Source organism: Stappia indica (genome assembly GCF_009789575.1).
GTDB classification, from domain to species: domain Bacteria; phylum Pseudomonadota; class Alphaproteobacteria; order Rhizobiales; family Stappiaceae; genus Stappia; species Stappia indica_A.
This window is the reverse complement of record NZ_CP046908.1, coordinates 2,414,539-2,440,852: the sequence shown is the minus strand read 5'-3', so window position 1 is coordinate 2,440,852 and position 26,314 is coordinate 2,414,539. Positions and strand designations below refer to the sequence as shown.

Sequence of the window (26,314 nt, the reverse complement as noted above, 5' to 3'; positions counted from 1 at the left end):
TAACGACCCCGGTATGTTGCGGTTCTGGAAGGTGCGCGCACCACATCTGCGAAATCAGCGTGCCAACGATTTGGCAAGGGTTTTGCCGCATTATTGGCACGCTGATAGTCAGGTTGTGCGTCGTCAGCGATTGGCGGACGAGGGAAGGCGGCAAATGCGACCCCGCTGTCTTCCTTCGTCCCGCCAGCATCTCATCCGGCACGCAAGTGCTGCTGAAACCGGATGACGACTGCCGAGAACTGCGCAAGGCGCACCGCTCGGCTGCTACGTCCGGTGATTATTCCCCATTTCCAGTCGCTTGCGCAACCGGCCGGGCCGGCCATCGCCGGTAAAGGTTACCGGGTGATGACGATTCGCGCATTCTGTTTGCCGCCGTCGCGGATCAAACCGAACAGCCGGCGGGCATTGTCCGGGTGCAGACGGACGCAGCCATGAGAGGCGGGGCGGCCGAGATTGCGGATGTCATTGGTGCCGTGGATGGCATAGCCGCCGAGGAAGAACACCGAATGCGGCATCGGCGAGCCGTGATACTTGCGCGAGAAATAGCGGCGGTGCATGCGGCCGGGCCGAAAGGTGCCGACCGGGGTGCGATAGCCGCGCCGGGCGGTGGAAACCGGCCAGTCGTGGATCTGCCGTCCGTCCCTGTAGACCCGCATGCGCTGGTCGGACAGATCGATGCGGGCGATGAGGCCGGCGGCCTTTGCCGGGCCGGCAAGGCCGGGCGCAAGCATCAGGACGAGCGCGCAGGACAGCGCGGCCAGGAGCTTTCGCGCACGCGCAAAAGCCGGTGCAAGACCTGGATGGTTCATGTCTCCCCCCAATTCTCTTCGTGCCGGCTCCCTCCGGATTTTCCACAGGGTATTAACAGTCGTTTTCCACAATGCCGCAAGGCCCGTTCGGGCAAGGGTGCGAATTCTCGCTCCATTGCGCCGCCGCGCCCTTAAATTGCCCGCTCCACAGCCCTAACTGTGACACAGGGAGAGGCGCCGGGCCGACGGGAGAGGTTCGTAATGACGATATTCGGTGCCAGTTTTGCGCGCCAGGCGCGCCGGGCCAGTTTTGCGCGCCAGGCGCGCTGGGCCAGTTTCGCGCGCGGGAAGGGCCAGGCGAAAGCGGGTGCCGCAGCGGCGGCAATGATCGCGCTGCTGGCGGCGACCGGTCCTGCGCTTTCCGAAAGCGATCTGGAGCGGTTGAAGCGCAGCGGCGAATGCGCAGGCTGCGATTTGCGCCTGTCCGAGCTGCGCGGGTTGACCCTCGAGAGGGCGCAACTGGCAGGGGCGAACCTGCGCGAGACGGACCTCAAGGAGGCTTCGCTCATCGGCGCGAACCTTGCGGGCGCGGACCTGCGGCGCACCGAGCTGGAGCGCACGGACCTGACCGGCGCCGACCTGTCCAAGGGATCGATGCGCGGCGTCGATCTGGAAAAGGCGATCCTGACCGAGGCGAGCCTTGCGGGCGCGGACCTGCGCAATGCCGACATGATCGAGACCAATCTGGTGGGCGCCGGCCTGCAAGGGGCGGACCTGCGCCAGGCGCTGCTGATCCGTGCCAACGCGTCGGGTGCCGATTTCAGCAAGGCGAAGATGGAGGGCGTCAACCTGGAACGCGCCAACCTGATGTCGGCGACATTCGCCGGCGCGCGGCTGCCCAATGCGGATTTCGACCGGGTGAGCGCGGTGGGGGCGGATTTCCGCGATGCGGATCTGACCGGCGCGCATTTTTCCAGCGCCGACCTGACCGGCGCCAACCTGTCGGGCGCGCGGCTCGACGGGGCCTTGATGCGGCGCACGCGGCTGGTGGGGGCCGATCTTTCGGGCGCCAGCGGCCTCGACGGGGCGCGCATGGTCGGGGCCTGCGGCGACGCGACCACGAAGCTGCCCTACGGCATTTCGCTCAAGACCTGCAGCGACATGGACGACAAGGACCGCTGAGGCGTGGGGTGTGCGTCGGTGTGCCCTCGCCTCCGCTCCGGGAGCCAATAGGCCCCGGCTCTCCGGCTTCGCCTGCGGCCGGGGTGACGGCGGAGGGTGGGGCGAGGCGCTGCCTCTCTCTCAGGATGTCATCCCGGCCGCGCGCCAGCGCAGAGCCGGGAACCATTGGCACCCTCGGCAGGTGTTTTGTCGCTCCAGCCTTCCTCTAGCGTCTTCCCGGGCAAGCGGAGCGCGACCCGGGACCGGGGAGGCAAAGACGTTGCGGCGTGGTTCGGGCGCGCGCCTCGTACGCCCTCGCGGGAAGATTGACGCGGCGGCGGGGATCGCCAACAAGATCACGCCATGAGCCGACCTGCCTTCCGCTTCGCCCCCTCGCCGAACGGCCGCCTGCATCTGGGCCATGCCCTGTCGGCGCTGCTGAATGCGCGCATGGCGAGGGCGCTCGGTGGGCGGCTGCTGATCCGCATCGAGGACATCGACCGGACCCGCTGCACGCCGGAACTCGAGGCCGGGGTGCTGGAGGATCTCGCCTGGCTCGGGCTCGACTGGGAGCGCCCGGTGCGCCGGCAGTCGGAGCATTTCAACGAGTATGCGGCGGCGCTTGACCGTCTTTCCGCCATGGGGCTGGTGCGCAAGGCCTTCCTGACCCGCGGCGAGATCGCGCGCGCGGTGGCGCAGCTGGCAGAGACGCGCGGGCAGCCCTGGCCGTGCGACCCGGACGGGGCGCCGCTCTATCCCGGCGACGAGGCGGTCTTGAGCCCGCAGGAGATCGCGGCGCGCGAAGCGCAAGGGGCGCCGTTCGCGCTGCGGCTCGACATGCGCGCTGCGCTCGCCCGCTGCAAGGCGCCGCTGTCCTGGCAGGAGTTGCAAGACGACGAGGGACGACAGGCGCCCACACCCATCGCCGCCGATCCGGCGCGCTGGGGCGATGTGGTGCTGGCGCGCAAGGACACGCCGACGAGCTATCACCTGTCCGTGGTGGTCGACGACGCGTTGCAGGGCATCACCCATGTGGTGCGCGGGCGCGACCTTTATGAGGCAACGGCGGTGCACCGGCTGCTGCAGGCGCTGCTCGGCCTGCCCGAGCCGCTCTATCGCCACCACCGGCTGGTGATGGGCGAGGACGGGCGCAAGCTGTCGAAGTCGCAGGGCGATACCGCGCTGGCCGAGCTGCGGAAAAAGGGCGCGACGCCGGAAGAGATCCGGCGGCTGGTCGGGCTGGAGCCCTGATCCCTGCAGCCCTGATCCTTACAGCCCGAGGAAGGCCATCCACAGCACGGTGGAGACGACCGCAAGGCCGGTCGTCATGGTGATCGAGTTCGCCGACATGGCATGGCCGGTGCCGTAGCGGTTGGCGAAGAGGAAGGCGTTGATGCCGGTCGGGCAGGCGGCCGTGAGCGTCGCCACCGAAACCCACAGGGGCGGCAGGTGCACCACATGCGCCGCCATCAGGTAGACCACCGCCGGCATCACGCCGATCTTCAGCACGCTGAGCAGCAGGCCGGGCACCAGATTGCCGCGGATGCCGTAGGCGACGATACTCATGCCGAGCGAGAACAGGGCGACCGGGATCGCCGAACCGGCAATGCGCGCGAGCACGTCGGCGAAGACGCCTTCGATCGGCAGGCCGGTCACGCGCCAGATGCCGCCGGCGACGATGCCGATGACGATCGGATTGGTGGCGAGATTGCGGGCGATGCCGACCAGCAGCTCGCCCAAGGGCTTCGCCTCCTGGGTGCCGTCGAGCACGGCGGCCCGCTCCATCAGGACGGCGCAGACCACGGTCAGCACCGGCAGGTGGATGGAGATCAGCACGAAGAGCGGTACCAGCCCCTCGTCGCCGTAGATCGCGGTGATCAGGGGGATGCCGACCAGAACCGTGTTGGCGAAGCCGGCGCTGATGCCGGCGATCACCCCGGCGCGCGCCTCGCGCCCGAACACGTGCCGGACGATCACCGTGCCGAGCGCCCAGACCACGGCGACGCCGGTGAAATAGGAGATCCAGAAACCCCAGGGCGAGACGCCGCCGAGCGAACTCGTCGCCAGGGTGCGGAAGATCAGCACGGGGATGGCGATCACATAGATGAACTGGCCGAGGGCATCGCCGATCTTCGCATCGAGAATGCCGAAACGGGCGGCGGCATAGCCGATGCCGATCAGCGCGAAGACGGGTAGAACGATGGAGAGGATCTGGTCGACCATGAAGGCTCTTTCGCACGCCCGGGGTGCGCCGACAAGCCGCAGTCGGGCATGCCCGCCATGCCCCGCTTGATTTGCCCGGCAGGTAGGGCACCATGGCAGGCAAGGGGACGCGAGGAGATTCTGCACCATGGTCGGAACGATCGCACCGGAGGGCGAGGCGCCCACAGCCGGTCCGCAAGCCGGCGCCGGTGACAGGGAGGCGGCGCAGGAGGCGGCTTCCGTCGACCGGGTGGCGGTGCTGCTGCACGACCTGCGCACGCCGCTGGCGGCCATGCGCACAGCGGCCGAGATGATCGGCGCCGATCCCACCACCCAGCGCCAGGCCTCGGCGCTGAGGACCCTGGAAATGGCCATCGACGCGCTGCTGTCGATGACGACGCAGGGGCTCGCCGGCACCACGCCGGAGGACGAGGACGCCTGCGACGTCGCCACCGACATCCTGTCCGTATGCGAGCTGTTTTCCGCCGAGGCGCGGGTGCGCGGGCTGGCCGAGCGGCGCGACATCGCCGCCGGGCTGGCGAATTACCGGGTCGCCGATCCGCTGGCGCTGCGCCGCATCCTCTCCGTTCTCTACGACAATGCGCTGAAATACACGGCCGAGGGCGGGCTGACGCTCACCGCCCGTGTCGGCGGCGAGGGGGCGCGCGAGGGGGGCGGCGCGGGGGCGCCCGAGCTCGAGCTGAGCCTTGCCGATACCGGGATCGGCATTCCGGGCGAGGAACGCGGGCTGCTGTTTCGCGCCCGGCGGCGCGGGGAACTCGCCCGCGATACGGCGACGGGCAGCGGGCTCGGCCTGTGGAGCGCCAGCCGGCTGGCGGTCGCCCAGGGCGGGCGGCTGGAGCTGGCCGAGAGCTCGCCGGCGGGAAGCCGGTTTTCCCTGCGCCTGCCGCTGCGCCCGTTCGAGGGCGGCGGCGCGGTGCGAGGGAACGGCAAGCCGGGCGGGCGCCGCGAGAGGCCGAACATCCGCTGCCTGGTGCGCAGGCGGCTGCTGGTGGTCGACGACAACGAGGCGAACCGCAAGATGATGGAGGCGATGCTCGGCGCCTTCGGCTGCGACACGCTGCTGGCGAGCGGTGGGCGCGAGGCGCTGGAGCTGCTGGCGCGCGAGCCGGTGGATGCGGTGCTGCTCGACATCAACATGCCCGGCATGGACGGGATCGAGACGCTGGCGGAAATCCGTGGTCGGGGGGACGCCGCCGCCCGCCTCCCGGTGCTGGGCATCACCGCCGCGACGCTCTCTGCGCGCGAAAGGGAAGACCTGTCGGGCTTCGATCTCCTGCTGGAAAAGCCGGTGCTGCCGGCGGCGCTGTTCTCTGCCCTCGACCGGGCGATCGCCGGGCGGGCGGGCTAGGTCGTGGACTCATAATTGTGCCGGAAACGGCGTCCGTTTCCGGCAATGATCCGCCGGGGCATAGTTCTGCTAGTTCCGCACGTGTAATCTAGGATTTTAATCTCGTGGTTTCGTCATGTCGATTTCGGGGTATCTTATGGACCTAACTTGCGACTGAATGTATCGGTCGAATTTTATGAATTTATCTGGCGTTATATTGGTCTCATGATATCTATAGCGAACACCAAAATACTCGTCATACATGTACCAGACAGTACAGTAGAGCCTTGCACCATCCTTATGCATAGCAGCAGGGCAACTCCAATAGATTGGCTTTAAATTTGAACCATGAACAACGGGGTCTGTCCTATAATAAGCTGCCGATCTATTCCCCTCTCCCGGCCCGTAACACGCAGTAATCCCTTTCATTATTTTCTTGTTCGAGGGGTATTTTCTGCAGAGGCGCTCGAATCCTCTGGCTGTTGAGTTGTAAAGCATTAATACCCCTGGGGAATCCGATAATATTACCGTATAGCCACCAAATTCCCGGCTCTTAATTACTAAATTGATTAGCTTCACGTAAAACGGGTTATCTTTACATCCGGGGGGTGCGACGTTATTCGCTTGAATCTCCGCCGGCTCTACAATCTCTTGTTTGAAAATCGATATAAGATCCACAGGAACTGCGAACGATCGCCCACTACGAAGCCGAACGAATACGGATCCGTTGCTGTCATCAGGGCACTTGCTAAGTATGTAACTCAAATCCAATCTCGGATTTACTTCTTCTTCTTCTTCGTTTAGGAATTGCAACTTAAATTCAACATCATCCGCAGCCGATGTTCTTCCGGTTGCGGAGCATGAATGAAAAGCCAAGAAACATGCAAACAACTTCGATTTAAAGGCGGACTTTTCAAAGATTCCAATCATTCTTCACACCTGGGAGATGTTATTTCGGCGGTATTGGCTATAATTCTCCATTCCCGCCCCCTGCACGAAAGAAGTCTACCGCAGCCGATGATAGCTGCTCGTATAGTGCACAGACTCCGGGTCTCAACTCAACCTTAGGAGGAGCGCGAGGGGCCGTCGGGCTTCGACCTGCTGCTGGAGAAGCCGGTGCTGCCGGCGGCGCTGTTCTCCGCCCTCGACCGGGCGATTGCGGGGCGGGCGGGCTGATCCGGCTGCCGTCCCGGCGCGAGAAGCTTCAGATCACCACGATGCCGGTATGCTTGGCCTTGTGCTCGGGCTCGACATGGATCGTCGTGCGCGCGCCCGGCACCTCCTTGGAGATCGCCGCCTCGATGCGGTCGCAGATGTCGTGGGCGCGCTCGACCGTCATGTCGGCCGGCACGACCAGGTGGAAATCCACGAAGACGACGTGGCCGGCCGAGCGGGTGCGCAGGTCGTGCGCCTCGATGGCCCCGTCCGCGGAGGTGGAAATGACCTCGCGGATGCGGTCCTGCAGCGCCGGGGCGACCGCCTCGTCCATCAGCCCGCCGAGCGATTCCTTCATCAACCCCCAGCCCGACCACAGGATGTTGAGCGCGACGAGGCCGGCCAGCAGCGAATCGAGCTCGCGAATGCCGGTCAGCATCACCAGGATGACGCCGGCCAGCACGCCGAGCGAGGAGAAGACGTCGGTGTAGAGATGCTTGCCGTCGGCGACCAGCGCCATGGAGCGATGGCCGCGGCCGATGCGCACCAGGACGGTTGCCCAGATGCCGTTGAGCACGGTGGCAAGCGCGTTGACCCCCAGGCCTTCCGGCGTGAAATCGACCGGCTGCGGGTCGAGATAGTTCTTCCAGGCCTCGTGGCCGATGGACAGGGCCGCCAGCACGATCAGCACGCCGACGAGGACGGCGGCCATGTATTCGGCCTTGTGGTGGCCGTAAGGATGGTTGCTGTCGGCGGGCTTGGCGGCGAACCAGACGGCGAGGAAGGCGGCGATCGCGGAGGCGACGTTGACGATCGATTCCAGCGCGTCGGAATACAGCGCCACCGACCCGGTCCAGCGATAGGCCAGGTATTTCAGCGCGAGGACGGCGAGGCCGACGAAGATGCTGGCGAGCGCAACGCGCAGGCGAAGGGTCATGGAAGGGCAGCCTCGCAAGTGGTCCGGGACACGAGGGCCCCGATTGCGGGCAAAGCCCTAACCCTTTTTTGCCCTCAAGACAAACCTGCCGGGCCTCTTCACTGCATCGCCGCGCCGAGGATCATGCCCGGCCGGCCGCCCGGCTCCACCTGGACCAGCACGGCGCAATGGCCGGCCTTCATCTTGCGCATCTCGCTGGCCGGCAGGCGGTAGCTGGCGGGCCCGCCTTCCCACATGCCGATGGCGCGGATGCCGCGCACCACATGGTGATAGGTGACGCTCCGGCCGCTGTTCTCGCCGCGGTCGATCTCCACCTCGACCGGGCGGGAGACGAAGACGAAATAGATCGTCGCCATCTTCACCGAAGCGGGCAACGCGCCGTCGACATGGACTTCGAGAAGATCGCCGGCCATCTCGAGATCGACGGTGACCGGCAGAGGCGCCTGCTTGTCCAGCTCGGCCTGCAGGGCGCTGCGGTCGCTGCCGACCACATGGCCGCTGCCGTTGACGACGATCTGCGGCGTATAGACGGCGCGATCTCCGCGCGCCTCCGCATAGGCGCGCTGGCGGGCGCCGTAATCGGGCGAGGCGAGCGTGTCGCGCCAGCCGAGATAATCCCAGTAGTCGACGGGATAGGTGAGGGTGACGAGATCGCCGCGGCGGGCGAGCTCGCCCATCAGCTTGTCGGCCGGCGGGCAGGAGGAGCAGCCCTGGCTGGTGAACAGCTCGACGACGGCGCGCTGCTCGCCGGCCTGCGCTGCCGGGAGCGCCGCAGCCAGCGCCAGAAAGACGGACAGAATGAGATGTGCCGGTGCCCGCATCGGGGGATCTGACCATTCCTGTGAAAGCGGCGACCGCAGCGGATGCCGCAGCCCGAGAGCCCCGACAATAGGTTGGGTCGCAGGCGAAGGCCACTCACGAGGGCTTGAAATCACGCAATCGGGAACGGCGGTTCCGGGGTCAGCCGTTCGGGCTCGCCAGGACGTCTTCCAGCTGCGGCAGGAAGACGTCGCGGTAGGTTTCCGGCGACAGCGGGCCGATGAACTTGAAGCGGATGGTGCCGGCGGCATCGACGATGAAGGTCTCGGGCACGCCGTAGACGCCCCACTCGATGGCGGCGCGGCCGTTCTCGTCGGCGCCGACGCGCGAATAGGGGTTGCCGAGCGTGCCGAGGAAGCGGCGGGCGTTCTCCGCCTTGTCCTTGTAGTTGATGCCGATCATCTGCGCCTGGCCGGAGCGGGCAAGCTCCTCCAGCAGCGGATGCTCCTGGCGGCAGGGCACGCACCAGGAGGCGAAGATGTTGACGATGCTGACCTTGCCGACGAGATCGGCGCGGGAAACGCCGGGGACGGGCGCGCCGCCGTCGACCAGCTCGGGCACGGGCGGCAGCGAGAATTCGGGTGCGGGCCTGTCGATCAGGGCGGAGGGAACCTGCGAGGTGTCCTTGCCGCTGAGCAGCTGGATCAGGAACAGCACGGCGAGCAGGCCGAAGACGATGAGCGGCAGCAAGGCCAGCAAGGGCACGCGGCGGCGCGGGGGGGCGCCGTCCGGCTGGCCGCCGGTTTCGGTCCTGGTTTCCAGTTCGGTGCTCATCCGCGCTCTCCGGAGGCAGTCGCGTTCGAACGGCGGCGCACGCCGTCCGCCTCCAGCTTCGCCAGTGCGGCGGTGAGGGTCCTGCGGTCGGCGGCGAGCCAGGCGAACAGGCCGACGATGGTCGCCAGCGTGATCGCGTAGCAGGCGAGGATGAAGCCCGCATGGGCTCCGAGGTCGAGAAGCTCGGTCATTCGGCGGCCTGTGGTCGTGCCGCGGCGACGCGGGTGCTGGCGGCGCCGAGCTGCAGCGTGCGCAGGCGGCGGCGCAGGATCTCGTTGCGCATCGCCATCAGGTGCATGACGAGGAACAGAAGGGTGAAGGCGAGCGCCATCGTCAGCAGCGGCCAGAGGATCGTCGGATGGATGGTCGGGCCGTCGAGCCGCATCACGCTGGCCGGCTGGTGCAGCGTGTTCCACCAGTCGACGGAGAACTTGATGATCGGCAGGTTGACCGCGCCCACCAGGGTGAGGACCGCCGCCGCCTTGCCGGCGCGGATCGGGTCTTCCATCGTCCGCCACAGGGCGATCAGCCCCAGATACATGACGAAGAGCACGAGGACCGAGGTCAGGCGCGCGTCCCAGACCCAGTAAGTGCCCCACATCGGCTTGCCCCAGAGCGAGCCGGTGACCAGCGACAGGAAGGTGAAGGCCGCGCCGATGGGGGCGGCGGCGCGTGCCGAGACGTCGGCGAGCGGATGCTTCCACACCAGGGTGCCGAGCGCGGAGATCGCCATGATCGAGTAGCACATCATGGCGAGCCAGGCGGCCGGCACATGCAGGAACATGATCTTGACCGTGGCACCCTGTTGGTAGTCGTCGGGCGCGACGAAGAAGGTCATGTAGAGCCCGGCGGCGAAGGCGAGCGCGCAGGCGCCTCCCAGCCACGGCAGAAGCCGGCCGGAGAACGACATGAAGCGCGTCGGGTTGGCAAGATCCATCAATCCCATGGAACTGTTCTAGTGTCGCTGGAGCCTGCTTTCAATCGGGGAGAATGCGACACCTTTGCGTGTCCCTCAGTCGGCGGAGAAGCGCAGGCCTGCCGCAGCGGCAAAGGGGCCGACCACGGCGGTGATCAGCGTGACCGCGCAGAGATAGAGAAACGGCGCCAGGAAGGGGGCCGGGTCGCTCACCGCCGCCCCGGACGCGCTGACCCCGAAGATCAGCACGGGTATCGAGAAGGGCACCACGAGCACGGCCAGCAGCAGCCCGCCGCGGCGAAGGCTGACGGTCAGCGCCGCGCCGACCGCGCCGATCAGCGTCAGGGCCGGGGTGCCGACGGCCAGCGTCAGCGTCACCGCGCCGATGGCCAGCGGCTCCAGGTTGAGGAAGATCGCCAGAACCGGGGCGGCGGCGACCAGCGGCAGGCAGGTGCCGGCCCAATGAGCGAGGCACTTGATCAGCACGACGATCTCCAGCGGCCGGCCGGCCATCAGCACGAGGTCGAGCGATCCGTCGTCGCGGTCGGCCTGGAACAGGCGGTCGAGGCCGAGCAGCGTGGCGAGCAGGGCGCCGATCCACAGCACGGCCGGGCCGATGCGGGCGAGCAGGTTGAGATCCGGTCCGACGCCGAAGGGAATGACCGTGACGACGGCCAGGAAGAACAGCACGCCGATCAGCGCGCCGCCGCCCGAGCGCAGCGACAGGCGCAGCTCGCGGGAGAACAGGGCGGCGACCCAGCCGCGCGGGCGGTCGGCCGCGGTCATGCCGGGATTTCCGTGTCGGCGGGCTCGGGAGCCTCGAGATGCAGCCTCAGCAAGCCGTCGAGGCCGAGCGCCTGGTGGGTGGCGGCGAGAATGATGCCGCCGCCGGCGACATGGTCGCGCATCAGCTCGGTCAGCTGCGCCTCCGAGGCGGCGTCGAGCGCGGCGGTCGGCTCGTCGAGCAGCCAGACGGGACGCGGGATGGTCAGCAGCCGGGCGAGCGCCAGACGGCGGCGCTGGCCGGCGGACAGATAGGCGGCCGGCAGGTCGGCGGTGTGGCCGATGCCGAGCAGGTCGAGCGCCGCCTGCGGAGAACGCGGGGAAAGACCGCCGAGCGCCGGCAGCCCGGCCAGGAAGTCGCGCCAGAAGGCAAGGTTCTCGATGACCGAGAGGGCCGGCTTCACCGCGTCGAGATGGCCGGCATAGTGGCAATGCTCGAAAGGCTCGGCCTCCGCCTCGCCGCCCTCGACGCGGACCGTGCCCTCGGCCGGCGGCACCAGGCCCGCCAGCACGCGCAGCAGGCTCGACTTGCCGACGCCGTTCGGTCCGGTGACGGCCATCGCCTCGCCGCTCGAGACCGCGAGCGAGAGGCCTGCGAAGACCCTGCGGCCTCCGCGGTCGCAGGCAAGCTGTTCGGCAAGAAGACGCATCGGCCCCGGATCTGCTGCGCGCGCCGGGCCGGTCATGGCCGGCAGCGGCGGTTTTCGTGCCCGCACGGATGGTCCGCCCGGCAGGACGAGGCATGGCATGCAGGCCGGCGGCGATCAAGCGGCAATGCGTCGCTGCCGGCGCGCCTGCCGGCCGCGCGACCTCGCCATAATGACGAGACGGCTCGCGCCGCTAACCGCTGGCCCCGCGCGCCGAAATTCGCTATACGGGCGCCAACCCGCACGCGGCGCACCCAGGTGCCCGCAGACGCGAGACGGCAAACCCGGCCGGCGGCGTATCCCAAGACGACGCTTTCCGCCGGGGATGCGCATTCGTTGGGTGCCAGGCGGCCATGGGGCCGCATCCGCCCGAGGACAACAAGGGGACCGCCAGCCGTGACCAAATCACTCGACAGTTTCAAGGCCAGGAAGACGCTCCAGGTCGGTGACAAGACCTACACCTATTTCTCCCTCCCCGAGGCGGAGAAGAACGGGCTGGAGGGCGTGTCCAGGCTCCCCTATTCGCTGAAGGTCGTGCTGGAGAACCTCCTGCGCTTCGAGGACAACCGCACCGTGACCGCGGACGACATCCGCGCCGTCGCCAAGTGGCTGGTGACCCGCACCTCCGAGCACGAGATCTCCTACCGTCCGGCGCGCGTGCTCATGCAGGACTTCACCGGCGTTCCGGCCGTGGTGGACCTTGCCGCGATGCGCGATGCGGCCGTGAAGCTCGGCGGCGACCCGAAGAAGGTCAACCCGCTGGTGCCGGTCGACCTGGTCATCGACCACTCGGTGATGATCGACTATTTCGGCACCCAGGACGCCTTCACCAAGAATGTCGAGCTGGAATACGAGCGCAACGGCGAGCGCTACGAGTTCCTGCGCTGGGGCCAGTCGGCCTTCGACAATTTCCGCGCCGTGCCGCCGGGAACCGGCATCTGCCACCAGGTCAACCTTGAGTATCTCGGCCAGACCGTGTGGACCAAGGACGAGGACGGCGAGACGCTCGCCTATCCGGACACGCTGGTGGGCACCGACAGCCACACGACGATGGTCAACGGCATGGCCGTTCTGGGCTGGGGCGTCGGCGGCATCGAGGCCGAGGCGGCCATGCTCGGCCAGCCGATCTCCATGCTGATCCCCGAGGTCGTCGGCTTCAAGCTGACCGGCAAGCTCAGCGAGGGCATCACCGCCACCGACCTGGTGCTGCGCGTCGTCGAGATGCTGCGCAAGAAGGGCGTGGTCGGCAAGTTCGTGGAGTTCTACGGCCCGGGCCTCGACAACCTGAGCCTCGAGGACGCCGCGACCATCGCCAACATGGCGCCGGAATACGGCGCGACCTGCGGCTTCTTCCCGGTCGACGAGGACACGCTGGAATACCTGCGTTCGACGGGCCGCGATCCCGAGCGGGTCGCCCTGGTCGAGGCCTATGCCAAGGCGCAGGGCATGTTCCGCACCTCCGACACGGCCGAGCCGATCTTCACCGACACGCTGGAGCTCGACATCTCCACCGTCGTGCCTTCGCTCGCCGGCCCCAAGCGCCCGCAGGACCGCGTCGCGCTCGACGAGGCGGCCGAGAAGTTCGTCGCCGCGCTGCGCGAGATCAAGGGCGGCGGCAAGGATCCGTCCACCCTTCCGGGCTCGACCGGCGAATCGCGCTTTGTCGACGAAGGTGCCACCGGCGTCACCGGCCAGGCCCGCCAGCGCTATGACGTCAACGGCAAGACCCATGGTCTGGCCGACGGCGACGTGGTGATCGCGGCGATCACCTCCTGCACCAACACGTCGAACCCCTCGGTGCTGATCGGTGCCGGCCTCGTCGCCCGCAACGCGCTGAAGAAGGGCCTGAAGGTCAAGCCGTGGGTGAAGACCTCGCTGGCTCCCGGTTCGCAGGTGGTCACCGACTACCTGAAGAAGGCCGGCGTGCAGGACGATCTCGACGCGCTGGGCTTCAACCTGGCCGGCTATGGCTGCACCACCTGTATCGGCAATTCCGGTCCGCTGGACCCGGCGATTTCCGAGGCGGTCAACGAGAACGACCTGGTGGTCTGTTCGGTGCTGTCGGGCAACCGCAACTTCGAGGGCCGCGTCAATCCGGACGTGCGGGCGAACTACCTCGCCTCGCCGCCGCTGGTCGTCGCCTATGCGCTCGCCGGCTCCATGTTCATCAACGTCGCGGAAGATCCGCTCGGCGAGGACCAGGACGGCAACCCGGTCTACCTGAAGGACATCTGGCCGACCAACCAGGAGATCACCGACCTGATCCGCTCCTCGATCACCGAGGAGATGTTCCGCGAGCGCTATTCGGACGTCTTCAAGGGCGACGAGCACTGGCAGGGGATCAAGGTCGAGGGCGGCATGACCTACAAGTGGCCGATGAACTCGACCTATGTGGCCAACCCGCCCTATTTCGAAGACATGACCATGGAGCCGAAGCCGCTCGAGGACATCGAGAGCGCGGCGGTCCTGGGCCTGTTCCTCGATTCCATCACCACCGACCACATCTCGCCGGCCGGCTCGATCAAGGCGGAGGCGCCTGCCGGCGTCTATCTGCTCGAGCACCAGGTCGCCAAGAAGGACTTCAACTCCTACGGCGCCCGTCGCGGCAACCACCATGTGATGATGCGCGGCACCTTCGCCAACATCCGCATCAAGAACCAGATGGTGCCGGGCGTCGAAGGCGGCGTCACCATGAAGGACGGCGAGCAGAAGTGGATCTACGACGCGGCGATGGACTACAAGGAGGCGGGCACGCCGCTCGTCATCTTCGCCGGCAAGGAATACGGCACGGGCTCGTCGCGCGACTGGGCTGCCAAGGGCACCCGCCTGCTCGGCGTGCGCGCCGTGATCGCCCAGTCGTTCGAGCGTATCCACCGCTCCAACCTGGTCGGCATGGGCGTGCTGCCCTTCACCTTCAAGGACGGCGAGAGCTGGCAGTCGCACGGCATCACCGGCGCCGAGAAGGTGACGATCAAGGGCGTCACCGACCTGAAGCCGCGCCAGATGGTCGACATGCTGGTCGAGTTCGCCGACGGCACGACCAAGACCATCGAGGTGCTGTGCCGCATCGACACCGAGGACGAGCTGGAATACGTCCGCGCCGGCGGCATCCTGCATTACGTGCTGCGCAACCTCGTCACGTCTTGATTTGGAGACCGCGCTCCGGCTCGCCAGAGCGCGTCCGGACACTGCGATACGAAAAAGAAGGGCCGGCATTCGCTGGCCCTTTTGCTTTTGGGGAAACCGATGCCTGTCCCCGCGTCCTCCCGGAGGGCGCGTCAGCGCCGAGCCGGGATCGGGGAGGTCCGGGCGGTTATGGAGTACCGGAAGGCTTTCGGCTCGTCGGTCCCGGGTCGCGCTTCGCTTGCCCGGGAAGACGCGGGGGAGGGCTGTGCTTGCGTGAGGCGGGACGGCCCTGGCCACCCCCTCCGCTGTCACGCCTGCGCAGGCAGGCGTCCAGTATCCGCTGGGGCGAATGATGGCACGCAGGCAGCAACCTCCGGCCTTGCGGCGGCAACCTTGCGGCCTGAGCCGAACCGTTCGGGGTTACTGGTTCCCGGTCTTCGGCTGCGCCGAAACCGGGACGACACTCTGTGGGCGGGGCGGGCGGTGTGCTTTCCCCGCCGACTTGCCAAAGATCGTCGCCCTCTTCAAAGCCGGACCGGGACGCCAGCTCGACACCATGAGGTGATGACGTTCATGGCAGGGAAGGCGGAAAAGCCCTCAGGACGCCAGCAGCGCGTCCAGCAGGTCGGCGTAGATCGCCTCGACGCGGGCGGCGGCCTGCGGGCCCATGCGGTGGAAATAGGCAAGGCCGGGGGCGGCATTGACCTCCAGAACCACCGGCGGCGCACCGGGCGCGGCGAGCAGGTCGACGCCGGCAAAGCGCAGGCCGAGCGCCGCGGCGGCGCGGATCGCGGCATCAGCGGCGGCGGGATTGAGCGTGTCGGTGATGTCGCTGGCGCTGCCGCCGGTCGACAGGTTGGCATTGGCCAGCAGGGCGATGGTCGCGCCTTTTTCCGCGATGCTGTCCGGCGTGAAGCCCGAGGCGGCGAGCTCGCTGAGAATGCGGGGGTCGTCGGCGGCGATGCGCGCGCCCTTGCCGTCGCTGGCGAACTCCGCAAGCCGAGCGGCGATCAGCGCGGAAAGCGGGCTGGCGCCGTCGCCTGTGACCGACAGCGGGCGACGCGCGAAGGCGGCCTTGACCCTGCCGTCGAGCACGACGACGCGCAGGTCCTCGCCGGCGACCGCCTGCTGCACCAGCACCCGGTCGTGCAGCGCCAGCAGCGCATCGAGGGCAAGGTCGAGGCCGGCGGCATCGCCGACGCGGGTCACCCCGTCGCCCTCCGATCCCTCGTTCGGCTTGGCGAAAAGGGGATAGCCGACCTCCTCGGCGAAGGCATGCGCGGCCGCGCGGTCCGGCAGGCGGGCGGCGACTAACGGGTTCTTGAGGGAAAGCTGGACGGTGCGGCGCGGCCCGTGCAGCAGCACGCCGCGCGGGGTCGCGAGCCCGGCGGCCGCCAGGAAGCGGCCGGCATAGTCCTTGTCGCGGGCAAGGGCGGCAGCGCCCGCCCGGTTGATGTCGAAATGGGTGCCCTTGAAGAAATGCCGGCGGCCAACCGCATCGATCACCGCCCCGGCATAGCCGTAGAGCGGTTCGGTCTCGATGCGCGCGCCGCGCTGGGCGGCGAGGCGCTCGAGGATCTCGACAAAGACGGGCCGTCGCACGGTCGCCTCGGCTGTGCTCACGCGAAATGCGCCTGTGGAAGAGCGTCTGCCGGGCGGTCAGTTGCCGCGGCGCTGCATCGTGTTGGCGTTGTAGTCGATGTTGAAGAGCTTCGGGTCGGTCGGGCCGTTGACCTTGGTGTTGTAGATCGCCACCGAGGTGTCGTAGCCCTGCGCGTCCGTCACCGTCCACTGCTTCAGCTCGGTGGTGGCGGCGTCGAAGATCAGCGTCAGCTTGCCGGTGCCGAAGGTGGAATTGTCGGCCAGCACCACGGTGACCAGATCCGGCTCGACCGAGACGCTGGCGACTTCCGCATCCGCTTCCAGGTTGATCCGGTCGGCCAGCAGGAAGCGCAGCGGCGTCTCGTTCAGCGGCCAGATGTCCTGGGTGGCGAGCTTGCGGTCCTTGACCGAGACCGACTTGCCGTCGGCGACGATGTCCACCTTGGAGGGCGGGTTGTAGTAGAAGCGGATCTTGCCCGGCCGGGCGAGATAGAACTTGCCTTCCGCCCGCTCGCCATTGGGGCCGAACTGGATGAAGTCGCCATGCATGGTCTTCACCGAGTTGAAGTAGGAATTCACCTCGGCGAGCTTGGTCTTCTGGTCAGAGCTCAGCGCGGCGGCACCCGCGGGTGCGAGGCCGGAAAGGGCAAGGGCCGCGCTGGCAGCAAGGGCAATCAGCGTGCGGCGGGCGATGCTGGTCATCGAAACGGCTCCGTCGGCTCGGTCGGGTATGCGGCTCACCGAATGAGCGCGCCGCATACCGTCAATTGTCAGGATGCGCTAACAGGCAGCTGTGGCAAAGTTGCGACGGGCCACGGGCTGCGTGCCTTGCGCGGTCAATAGTCGTCCTCGACCCCGTTCTGGACCAGGATCTCGCGCTTGCCGGCATGGTTGGCCGCGCCCACCAGCCCCTCGCGCTCCATCCGCTCGATGATCGAGGCGGCGCGGTTGTAGCCGATCGACAGGCGCCGCTGGATGTAGGAGGTCGAGGCCTTCTTGTCGCGCAGCACCACGGCGACCGCCTTGTCGTAAAGGTCGTTGCCGTCGTCGTCGCCGCCGCTGCCGCCGGCCAGCGCGTCGTAGGGGCTGTCGCCGCCGTCGTCCTCTTCCGTCACCGCCTCGAGATATTGCGGCGTGCCCTGGCGCTTCAGGTGGCTGACGATATCCTCCACCTCCTCGTCGGCGACGAACGGACCGTGGACGCGCTGGATGCGGCCGCCGCCGGCCATGTAGAGCATGTCGCCCTGGCCCAGCAGCTGCTCCGCGCCCTGCTCGCCGAGAATGGTGCGGCTGTCGATCTTCGAGGTCACCTGGAAGGAGATGCGGGTCGGGAAGTTGGCCTTGATCGTGCCGGTGATGACGTCCACCGACGGGCGCTGGGTCGCCATGATCAGGTGGATGCCGGCGGCACGGGCCATCTGCGCCAGGCGCTGGATCGCGCCCTCGATGTCCTTGCCGGCGACCATCATCAGGTCGGCCATCTCGTCGACGATGACGACGATATAGGGCATCGTCTCCAGCGGCAGTTCCTCGTTCTCGAAGATCGGCTCGCCGGTGTTGCGGTCGAACCCGGTCTGCACCGTGCGATTGAAGACTTCGCCCTTTTCCAGCGCTTGGGAGACGCGGGTGTTGTAGCCGTCGATGTTGCGCACGCCCATCTTCGACATCTTCTTGTAGCGCTCCTCCATCTCGCGGACGGTCCACTTGAGCGCGACGACGGCCTTCTTCGGGTCGGTGACGACCGGCGTCAGAAGATGCGGGATGCCGTCGTAGATCGACAGTTCGAGCATCTTGGGATCGATCATGATCAGCTTGCACTGCTCCGGCTCAAGCCGGTAGAGCAGCGACAGGATCATGGTGTTGATGGCGACCGACTTGCCCGAGCCGGTGGTGCCGGCAACGAGCAGGTGCGGCATGCGCGCAAGGTCGGCGATCACCGGTTCGCCGCCGATGGTCTTGCCCAGCGTCAGCGCCAGCTTGGCCTTGGTCTTCTCGTAGTCGCTGGCGGCCAGCAGCTCGCGCAGGAACACCATCTCGCGGCGCTGGTTGGGCAGTTCGATGCCGATGGCGTTCTTGCCCGGGATCACCGCGACGCGGGCCGAAATGGCGCTCATCGAGCGGGCGATGTCGTCGGCAAGGCCGATGACGCGGCTCGACTTGATGCCCGGTGCCGGCTCCAGTTCGTACAGGGTGACGACCGGGCCGGGGCGGACCTCGATGATCTCGCCGCGCACGCCGAAATCTTCCAGCACGCCCTCCAGGATGCGCGCGTTCTGCTCCAGCGCGTCGGTGTTGACGGCCGTCTGCTTGCCGGCCGCCTTCGGCTCGGACAAAAGGTGCAGCGGCGGCAGCTCGTAGACGGACGGATTGCGCAGGAAGGAGGGCTGCGCCTCCTCGGTGGCGCGGCGGCCGGGCTTGGGCCGGCCGGCGGGCGGCACGACGCGGCTCGGCAGCTGCGCCGCCGGGCCGCGGCTTGCGGGACCCGCAATGGCGCGCGGCAGCGGCGTCGACAGCTCGTCGAGCGGGCCGTCGTCGTCGAGATCCGGCAGGTCGTCGATGGTGGCGCCGGTCTCGTCCGCATAGCCGTCGTCGGCCTCGCCGGCCTCCTCGTCATAGTCTTCGCCATAGGCGTCGGCAAAGGCCGGCTCGGCCGGGGCGTTGGTGTCGTAGAAGGCGTCGAGACCGTCGTCTTCCCTGGGCAGCAGCTTGCTGGCGAGGCGGCGGCGCAGGGCGGAGAAGCCGCCGCGGCGGCCGACCGGATCCTCGTCCTCGTGCTCCGCCGGGTCCTGCGCGCGGGCACCGCGCTCCTCGTCCCAGTCCTCGCCGTCCTCGTCGATGAAGGCATCGTCGTAAGGGTCGGAAGCGCGGCGCGGGGCGGCGCGGCGGCCGAGCAGGCGGCGGGCATTGGCGCGCGCCAGCAGGCCCCAATGGGTGACGGCGCCCCTCAGCGCGCCGAAGCGGCTCTCGCCGGCATCCTCGTCGTCGTCCTCGTCGAAATCCGGCACCGCGCCGACGGAGCGGGCATGGTGCGAGGGTTCGGGCAGGGGAGCCCGCACGGGCTCCGGATCGCGGCCGAGCCAGCCGGCGGCGCGCAGCATGCAGATCGCGGCCGGAACGCCGAGGCCGAGCATGCCGACGATCATCGCCATGCCGTCGGTGAGCTCACTGGTCAGCAACGCCGGCAGGCGGTGGACGAAATCGCCGAGGAAGCCGCCGAGGCCGGTGGGCAGCGGCCAGCCGGAAGGAACGGGAAGGGCGGCAAGCGCGCCGGCGGCAAGCAGGGTGCCGAGGCCCCAGAAGACGATGCGGCGGGTGGCGATGCGGGTGGCGCGGGCCGCGACCAGCCGCCAGCCCCACAGGACCACCGGGATGAGGAACACGGCCGAGGCAAGGCCGATCGCCTGCATGAACATGTCGGCGATGATCGCGCCGGGCTGGCCGAGCGCGTTGCGCACCGGCGCGGAAGTGGCGTGGCTGAGGCTCGGATCGCCCGTCGACCAGGTGGCGAGCGCGGCGGCGAGCGCGGCGCACAGCGCGATCAGCGACAGCCCGGCCGCGCCGATGATGTTACGTCTGAGGAAGCGCTTGAGCGGTGCCTCGGTGTCCTCGAGGCCGAGCGCTGCGGCCCGGCCGCTTCTCATCGGAGTGGCGCGACGCATCCTCTAGTCTCCCAGTACCGCAACCACGCGGGACAGCGCCCGCTCGATGGTCGTCTCGTCGTCGACGAGGGCAATGCGGATATAGTCCGCGCCCGGATTGCCCGATGCCCCGTCCATCGCCAGATAGGCGCCCGGCAGCACCTTGACGCCGGCCTCGGCCCACAGCCGCCGGGTGACGGTCACGCCGCCGCCCCAGCGGGCGACGTCGAGCCACAGGAAGAAGCCGGCCTGCGGCACGACCGGGCCGAACAGCGGCGCCAGCAGGCGCTGCGCGACCTCGTATTTCGCGTTGTAGAGCCGCCGGTTCTCGGCAACATGCGCCTCGTCGGCGAAGGCGGCGGCGGCCACCGCCTGCAGCGGCATGGAGACCTGCGGTGCGGCAAGCCCGCGAAAGCGTGCCCAGGCTTCCAGGAAGTCCGGATCGCCAGCCGCGAACCCGACGCGCAGGCCGGCAAGGTTCGAACGCTTCGACAGCGAGTTGATACTGACCACGTTGGCGAAGCCCTCGCCCATGGCATGGGCGGCCTCCAGCACGCCGGCGGGCGGCGCATCGCGGTAGATCTCCGAGTAGCACTCGTCGGCGACCACCAGGAAGCGGTGGCGGCGGGCCAGCGCGATCACCCGCTGCCAGGTGGCAAGGTCGGCGGCGACGCCCTGCGGATTGGCCGGCGAGGCATAGTAGAAGGCGGTAGTGCGGTCGAGCAGCTCGGGCGACAGCGCATCGAGATCGGGCAGGAAGCCCGTTTCGGCGCGCGCATCGAGCGCGACCAGCTCGGCGCCGGCCACATGGGCGGCGGCGGCATAGGTCTGGTAGAACGGATTGGGCATCAGCACGGCCGGCCGGGCGCCGGTTTTCGCGAGATAATCGCGGGCGCCGAGGGCTGCGAAGGTCAGTCCCTCGCGCGAGCCGTTCAGCGGCAGGATGCCGCGGGCAACGTCCAGCGTGCCGCCGAGGCCGTAACGGCGGTCGAGCCAGCGGCCCACCGATTCGCGGAAGGCGTCGGTGCCACGAATGTTGGGGTAGCGGCTGAAATCGCCGATGGATCCGGCCAGGACCGGCGCGACGAAGCCGGGCACGGCATGGCGCGGCTCGCCGATGGTCATCACGACCGGGTCCATGCCCGGTGAAAGGTCGGCAATCAGCGCGGCCAGCCGCTCGAACGGGTTCGAGGAGGGCAGGGAAGCGGACCTTGCGGCCTGGGGGGCGGCGTCAGAAGACATTCGGCTCGAACCATTCACCGGGATCCCGCCAGCCCTGCGGCGGACCTCCCGGCCTGTTGACGTCAGGCCGACCGTGCCGGCGCCCGGACGGGGCGACGGACGGAAGACCGGCTGCAGCGCCAAGCCTATTCGCCGATGGTAAATCCCTCATTAACCAAGCCGCGATCAGCCGTCCTGCCGGCGGGCGGTGCGATTGGCCGAGAGCGAGAGCGTCAGAAATCGCAGGCCAGGCCCTTGATCTCCCAGTCCTCGTAGCGGGTCGGCTCCAGCCCGCCGCGCCCGTCGATCTCGCGCGGCAGGGCCTCGCCCTTCGCATCGATCTCGCGGCGGCGCGCCTCGGCTTCCTGAAGCGCCCGCTGGGCGGCCGGCGGCAGGTCCTCGAAACGGCGCTGCGGGGCCGTATCGTCGTTTGCGGCGACCGCGTGCGGGGTCATGGCGGTGTCTTCGGTCTCGGTCATTGTCGTCGTGCTCCGGTCCGGGCCGGCCGTTTCGGCCGCCGTCCTGCGGTGGGCTCGCGTTGCTCTCTTGCAGAAAATCGCGTTGCCGCCAACATATAGGGTCAAAGATGCAGCTGTCGCCATAGTGGCCCCACGACACAGGCAGGTGAGATGAACTACTTCCGCACCGCACTTCTTCTCGCCGCGATGACGGCGCTGTTCATGGGCGTCGGCTTCCTGATCGGCGGCGAGGGCGGCATGATGATCGCGCTCGCCGTTGCCGCCGCGATGAACCTGTTCAGCTATTGGAACTCCGACAAGATGGTGCTGCGCATGCACCATGCGGTGGAGGCCAACGAGAGCCAGGCGCCGGAGCTGTTCCACATGGTGCGGCAGCTGGCCGCGCGTGCGGACCTGCCGATGCCGAAGGTCTACCTCATCAACAATCCGCAGCCCAACGCCTTCGCCACGGGCCGCAATCCGCAGAACGCGGCGGTCGCGGCCACCACCGGCCTGCTGGAAAGCCTGACCATGGAAGAGGTCGCCGGCGTGATGTCGCACGAGCTCGCCCATGTGAAGAACCGCGACACCTTGATCATGACCATGACGGCGACGATTGCCGGCGCAATCTCGATGCTCGCGAATTTCGCCTTCTTCTTCGGCGGCAACCGGGAGAACAACAACCCGCTCGGCTTCATCGGCGTGCTGATCGCGATGATCGTCGCCCCGCTTGCGGCGATGCTGGTGCAGATGGCGATCAGCCGCACCCGCGAATATGCCGCCGACCGCATGGGCGCGGAGATCTGCGGCAATCCGATCTGGCTCGCCTCGGCGCTGGGAAAGATCGCCGGCGGCGCGGCGCGGGTCCACAATCCGGATGCGGAGCGCAATCCGGCGACCGCGCATATGTTCATCATCAACCCGCTGTCGGGCGAGCGGATGGACAATCTGTTCTCCACCCACCCCAACACCGACAACCGCATCCGTGCGCTGCAGGAGCTGGCCGGATCGATGGGCGGCGGCGGTTATTCGCGCGGCGGGGCCGCCTATGCGTCCACGGGGCCGCGCGATCGCGGCCCGGCCGGCGAGGGTCCGGTGCGCAGCGATCCTCCGGGGCCGTGGGGGCGCTCGCGCCGCCGCGACGATGGCGGCAATGGCGGAGGTGCCGGGGGCAGTTCCGGCCGGCGCGGGCCCTGGGGCTGAGCCGGTCGCGGCCCACCGGGCGGGCCGCGCCGGGATGGTTTTGCTTCAGGGCTTTGGGGCCATGCTGCTTTAGGGCCATGTTGCTTTAGGGGTTGTGATCGCCTGCCGTTTGCGGGCATACCGCCTATCCTTCTTTTGATGCGGCGGTGCCGTGCGCTTCGCGCGCTGCCCGCCCCGTGAGGCGATCCGAGCCGGTGAGCGACAAGACCGACAACCGCGAGCGCAACTCCCGGCCCCGCAAGGGGCAGGCGGGGAAGCCCATACGCACCCGCTACCAGCCGGACCATTCGACGGTGGGGCTGGCGGCGCGCCGCGTCGCGGTGGAAATCCTCGGCCGTGTCGTCACCGGGCGCCGTCCGCTCGACGACGAACTGAAGGAGGCCGGCGGGCATCCCGGTTTTTCCGCGCTGATCGCCCGCGACCGGGGCCTGGTACGCGCAATGCTGGGCACGGCGCTGCGCCGGCGCGGGCAGATTTCCGCCATTGTCGACCGGCTGCTGGAGCGGCCGGTGCCGGAAAAGACCGGCTTCGTTCTCGACATCCTGCATGTCGCGGCCGCGCAGGTTCTGTTCATGGAAGTGCCGGACCGGGCGGCATTGGCCATCGCCGTGGCGCTGGCCGATGCGGACAACCGCTCGCGGCGCTACAAGGGCCTTGTCAATGCGGTGTTGCGGCGGATGGTGGCCGAGCGCGAGGAGCTGCTCGCCGCCACGTCACAGCCCTGGCGCAACACGCCGGTCTGGCTCTTCGCCGGCTGGCAGAAGGCCTATGGCGAGGAGGTGGCGCTCGCCCTTGCCGAGATGCACCTGATGGAGCCCAATCTCGATCTCACCGTGAAGGCCGACCCGCAAGGATGGGCCGAACCGCTCGGTGGTACGGCCATCGGCGGCAACACAGTGCGGCTCGCCCGGCCGGGCGGTCGCATCGAGGCGCTGGAGGGCTATGACGCCGGCACCTGGTGGGTGCAGGACGCGGCCGCCGCGATCCCTGCGCGGTTGCTCGGCGATGTCGCGGGCCTGCGCGTTGCCGACCTGTGCGCGGCGCCCGGCGGCAAGACCGCGCAGCTGGCTGTGGCCGGCGGCCATGTCACCGCCGTCGATATTTCCGCCCGCCGCCTGGAGCGGCTCTCGCAGAACCTTGCAAGGCTGGGCCTGGCCGCCGAAGTGGTGGCCGCCGATCTTGCCGAGTACGAACCGGCCGAGCCGTTCGACGCCATCCTGCTGGACGCGCCCTGTTCGGCGACCGGCACGATCCGCCGCCACCCGGACGTCGCCTGGAACCGGCGGGCGGAGGACATCGCGAGCCTTGCCGCCGCCCAGGCGCTGCTGCTGGAGCGGGTGAGCGGATGGCTGAAGCCGGGCGGGCGCCTCGTCTACTGCACCTGCTCGCTGGAGCCGGCGGAGGGCGAGCTTGTCGTCGCCCGGTTCCTTGCCGCCAATCCCGATTTCGCGCGCCTGCCCATCGCGGAGGCGGAGACCGGCTTTGCGGGTCTGGTGACGGCGGAGGGCGACCTGCGGACGCTGCCGGTGTCTTTGCCGCGCGAGCCGCGCCAGGACGGCGGCATGGACGGCTTCTTCGCCGCCCGCCTCGTCCGTCGCTGATCCGCCCTCAAGACGCCTTGCATCCGCTGTGAATCCCTCGAATCGTGCTGAAATGGGTAACGGATCGCTAACCCTGTTGCCGGAAACTGAAGTTTGCAGGCGAAGTGGATTCGCGAAAGGGCTCGGCACGACGGCAGCGCGGCTGGAGGGAAGGTGGCACAGGTGACGCTAATGTCGGTGACCGAACGGGCACGGGTGTGGCGTCTCCTCGCGCAGGCCGCCTGGCAGTCCCTGCTCAGATGGATGCATGGCGGGCCGCTGTTCCGCTGGCGGCTGTTTTCCGGCACGCCCGCCCGCCTGATCATCGCCCCGCAGGATCTGCGCACCGCCGACGGTACCAATGCCGCCGACATCTATGCCGGGCGCTTCCTGTTCGCCGGCCAGCTCGTCGAGACATCCGGCCAGTCCCCCTTCGAGGTGCATGCACCGTCCGCCGACTGGGCCCGCGCCCTGCACGGCTTCGGCTGGCTGCGCCACCTCAAGGCGGCGGAGACCGTGGTCGCGCGGCAGAATGCGCGGGCGCTGGTCGACGACTGGATAAGAAGCTGCGGCTACTGGCAGGATGCGGCCTGGGAGCAGCAGGTGGTGGCGCGCCGGGTGCTGGCCTGGCTGTCGCAATCGCCGCTGATCCTGGAGGGCTGCGACCGCGAGTTCTATCGCCGCTTCCTGCGCTCGCTCGCGCGCCAGGTCCGCTATCTTCGCCGCACCATGAACGAAACGCCGGACGGGGTGCCGCGCCTGCAGGCGGCCATGGCCGTTGCCGCGGCCACCGTCTCCATGTCGGGGCAGGGGCGCTTCGTGCGCCAGAGCCTGAGACGGCTGGACCAGGAACTGGCCCGCCAGATCCTTGCCGATGGCGGCCATATCTCGCGCAACCCGGCGGCGCTGCTGGATATTCTCGTCGACCTGTTGCCGGTTCGCCAGGCGCTGACCGTGCAGGGCATGCCGGCCTCGCCGACGGTGATGCAGGCCATCGACCGGATGATGCCGATGGTCCGCTTCTTCCGCCACGGCGACGGCACCTTCGCGCATTTCAACGGCATGGGTGCGACACCGGTCGACCTCGTCGCGACGATCCTTGCCTATGACGATGCGCGCGGCGGGCCGCCCGGCAATGCGCCGCATTCGGGCTATCAGCGCGTCACCTGCGGCGATACGCTGCTGCTGATGGATACGGGCGTGCCGCCGGAGCCGGCGCTGAGCCTAACCGCCCATGCCGGGTGCCTGTCCTTCGAAATGTCGTCGCGGCGCACCCGCATCGTCGTCAATTGCGGCGTCTCGAACAGCGAGCGCGGTGCCTGGCGCTCGGTCTCGCGGGCAACGGCCGCCCATTCCACCGCGACGATCGACGACACCTCGTCCGCGCGCTTCCTGTCGGAGACCCGCTTCGGCGGCTGGCTCGGCGCGCCGATCCTGACCGGGCCGACCAGCGTGCCGGTGGAGCGCGAGGAAGGGCCGTCGGGCATCCGCATCATTGCCAGCCACAACGGCTACCAGGACACTCTGCGCCTCATCCACGAGCGCGACGTCACGTTGTCGCAGGACGGCAGCGTGCTGGACGGCATCGACCGGTTCCGCCCGACCGCGCGTACCGGGCGCGACCACGAGTTCGCCGTCCGCTTCCATCTGCATCCCTCGATCAAGGCAAGCTCGATCCGTTCGGGCACCGGCATCCTCCTGGTGGCGCCGGACGGCGAGGCGTGGGAGTTCACCGCGCCGGGCTGCGAGATGGGGATCGAGGAATCCATCTATCTTTCCGACAGTTCCGGCCATCGGCGCTGCGAGCAGATCGTGCTCTACGGCCGGCTTGCCCATCGCCGCGAGGCGGCCTGGCAGTTCTGCCGCACGGCGGCGGGGCGGGCGACGCGGCGGCGCGTCAGCGATGCGACCAGCGGCGAGCTCGACCTGTAGAGCCCCGCGCGCATTGCCGCACCGTCCGTGCTCTTGCGCATTTTTTACCCAATCCCCCTT

22 protein-coding genes are annotated in these 26,314 nt (G+C 68.4%); 7 read left to right on the top strand and 15 right to left on the bottom strand.

Annotated elements, in window-relative coordinates; translation table 11 throughout:
* Window positions 1-335: 335 nt before the first annotated feature.
* On the bottom strand, window positions 336-809 hold the full coding sequence (locus tag GH266_RS11400; protein ID WP_209001587.1) for a L,D-transpeptidase: 474 nt from the start codon (window positions 807-809) through the stop codon (window positions 336-338).
* Window positions 810-1,010: 201 nt separating this feature from the next.
* Between GH266_RS11400 and GH266_RS11395 the strand changes: the two genes are divergently transcribed.
* Window positions 1,011-1,931: a pentapeptide repeat-containing protein gene (locus tag GH266_RS11395; protein WP_158194011.1), complete on the top strand. Its 921-nt coding sequence runs from the start codon at window positions 1,011-1,013 to the stop codon at window positions 1,929-1,931.
* Window positions 1,932-2,273: 342 nt separating this feature from the next.
* Window positions 2,274-3,161, top strand: coding sequence for a tRNA glutamyl-Q(34) synthetase GluQRS (gluQRS, locus tag GH266_RS11390; protein ID WP_158194010.1), 888 nt, complete (start codon window positions 2,274-2,276; stop codon window positions 3,159-3,161).
* A gap of 18 nt (window positions 3,162-3,179) precedes the next feature.
* On the opposite strand, the gene GH266_RS11385 is transcribed toward gluQRS, so the two are convergent.
* On the bottom strand, window positions 3,180-4,133 hold the full coding sequence (locus GH266_RS11385; RefSeq protein WP_158194009.1) for an AEC family transporter: 954 nt from the start codon (window positions 4,131-4,133) through the stop codon (window positions 3,180-3,182).
* A gap of 127 nt (window positions 4,134-4,260) precedes the next feature.
* On the opposite strand from GH266_RS11385, the gene GH266_RS11380 reads away from it, so the two are divergent.
* On the top strand, window positions 4,261-5,484 hold the full coding sequence (locus tag GH266_RS11380; protein WP_158194008.1) for a hybrid sensor histidine kinase/response regulator: 1,224 nt from the start codon (window positions 4,261-4,263) through the stop codon (window positions 5,482-5,484).
* A 96-nt stretch (window positions 5,485-5,580) separates the two neighbouring features.
* On the opposite strand, the gene GH266_RS11375 is transcribed toward GH266_RS11380, so the two are convergent.
* The 8 genes from GH266_RS11375 to ccmA all read right to left on the bottom strand — a co-directional run bounded on the left by GH266_RS11375 (window position 5,581) and on the right by ccmA (window position 11,497).
* Window positions 5,581-6,393, bottom strand: a complete 813-nt coding sequence (locus tag GH266_RS11375) for a hypothetical protein (protein ID WP_158194007.1) — start codon at window positions 6,391-6,393, stop codon at window positions 5,581-5,583.
* A 274-nt stretch (window positions 6,394-6,667) separates the two neighbouring features.
* On the bottom strand, window positions 6,668-7,555 hold the full coding sequence (locus GH266_RS11370; protein WP_158194006.1) for a cation diffusion facilitator family transporter: 888 nt from the start codon (window positions 7,553-7,555) through the stop codon (window positions 6,668-6,670).
* Window positions 7,556-7,653: 98 nt separating this feature from the next.
* Entirely contained in the window at window positions 7,654-8,376 is a 723-nt protein-coding gene (locus GH266_RS11365; protein WP_158194005.1) for a DUF1223 domain-containing protein, read from the bottom strand.
* Between the two features lie 139 nt (window positions 8,377-8,515).
* Window positions 8,516-9,148 carry a DsbE family thiol:disulfide interchange protein gene (locus tag GH266_RS11360; protein WP_158194004.1) on the bottom strand — a complete coding sequence of 211 codons (633 nt, stop codon included), beginning with the start codon at window positions 9,146-9,148 and terminating at the stop codon, window positions 8,516-8,518.
* A complete protein-coding gene (ccmD, locus tag GH266_RS11355; RefSeq protein WP_158194003.1) occupies window positions 9,145-9,339 on the bottom strand; it encodes a heme exporter protein CcmD in 195 nt (64 codons plus the stop codon). The genes GH266_RS11360 and ccmD overlap by 4 nt, the downstream gene beginning before the upstream one ends.
* A complete protein-coding gene (locus GH266_RS11350; RefSeq protein WP_158194002.1) occupies window positions 9,336-10,094 on the bottom strand; it encodes a heme ABC transporter permease in 759 nt (252 codons plus the stop codon). Before GH266_RS11350 ends, ccmD begins: the two co-directional genes overlap by 4 nt.
* 66 nt (window positions 10,095-10,160) lie before the next feature.
* Window positions 10,161-10,850, bottom strand: coding sequence for a heme exporter protein CcmB (gene ccmB, locus GH266_RS11345; protein WP_158194001.1), 690 nt, complete (start codon window positions 10,848-10,850; stop codon window positions 10,161-10,163).
* Window positions 10,847-11,497: a heme ABC exporter ATP-binding protein CcmA gene (gene ccmA / locus GH266_RS11340; protein WP_158194000.1), complete on the bottom strand. Its 651-nt coding sequence runs from the start codon at window positions 11,495-11,497 to the stop codon at window positions 10,847-10,849. Before ccmA ends, ccmB begins: the two co-directional genes overlap by 4 nt.
* A 393-nt stretch (window positions 11,498-11,890) precedes the next feature.
* Between ccmA and acnA the strand changes: the two genes are divergently transcribed.
* The gene (acnA, locus tag GH266_RS11335) at window positions 11,891-14,641 is read left to right on the top strand and encodes an aconitate hydratase AcnA (protein ID WP_158193999.1); all 2,751 of its coding nucleotides are present in this window, start codon (window positions 11,891-11,893) and stop codon (window positions 14,639-14,641) included.
* Between the two features lie 576 nt (window positions 14,642-15,217).
* Here acnA and GH266_RS11330 read toward each other — a convergent pair.
* The 5 genes from GH266_RS11330 to GH266_RS11310 all read right to left on the bottom strand — a co-directional run bounded on the left by GH266_RS11330 (window position 15,218) and on the right by GH266_RS11310 (window position 21,560).
* Entirely contained in the window at window positions 15,218-16,243 is a 1,026-nt protein-coding gene (locus GH266_RS11330; protein WP_158193998.1) for an ATP-dependent carboxylate-amine ligase, read from the bottom strand.
* A gap of 36 nt (window positions 16,244-16,279) precedes the next feature.
* Window positions 16,280-16,924, bottom strand: coding sequence for an outer-membrane lipoprotein carrier protein LolA (locus tag GH266_RS11325; RefSeq protein ID WP_158193997.1), 645 nt, complete (start codon window positions 16,922-16,924; stop codon window positions 16,280-16,282).
* A gap of 134 nt (window positions 16,925-17,058) precedes the next feature.
* Window positions 17,059-19,881, bottom strand: coding sequence for an FtsK/SpoIIIE family DNA translocase (locus tag GH266_RS11320; RefSeq protein WP_158193996.1), 2,823 nt, complete (start codon window positions 19,879-19,881; stop codon window positions 17,059-17,061).
* A 3-nt stretch (window positions 19,882-19,884) separates the two neighbouring features.
* Entirely contained in the window at window positions 19,885-21,102 is a 1,218-nt protein-coding gene (locus tag GH266_RS11315) for an aminotransferase class I/II-fold pyridoxal phosphate-dependent enzyme (protein WP_158193995.1), read from the bottom strand.
* A gap of 212 nt (window positions 21,103-21,314) precedes the next feature.
* Window positions 21,315-21,560, bottom strand: coding sequence for a DUF1674 domain-containing protein (locus GH266_RS11310; protein ID WP_199270507.1), 246 nt, complete (start codon window positions 21,558-21,560; stop codon window positions 21,315-21,317).
* Window positions 21,561-21,710: 150 nt separating this feature from the next.
* Here GH266_RS11310 and htpX point away from each other — a divergent pair, with 150 nt between their 5' ends.
* The 3 genes from htpX to GH266_RS11295 all read left to right on the top strand — a co-directional run bounded on the left by htpX (window position 21,711) and on the right by GH266_RS11295 (window position 26,254).
* On the top strand, window positions 21,711-22,742 hold the full coding sequence (gene htpX / locus GH266_RS11305) for a zinc metalloprotease HtpX (protein ID WP_158193994.1): 1,032 nt from the start codon (window positions 21,711-21,713) through the stop codon (window positions 22,740-22,742).
* 194 nt (window positions 22,743-22,936) lie between these two features.
* A complete protein-coding gene (locus tag GH266_RS11300) occupies window positions 22,937-24,343 on the top strand; it encodes an RsmB/NOP family class I SAM-dependent RNA methyltransferase (protein WP_158193993.1) in 1,407 nt (468 codons plus the stop codon).
* Window positions 24,344-24,514: 171 nt separating this feature from the next.
* Entirely contained in the window at window positions 24,515-26,254 is a 1,740-nt protein-coding gene (locus tag GH266_RS11295) for a heparinase II/III family protein (RefSeq protein WP_209001586.1), read from the top strand.
* The last annotated feature ends 60 nt before the right edge of the window (window positions 26,255-26,314 follow it).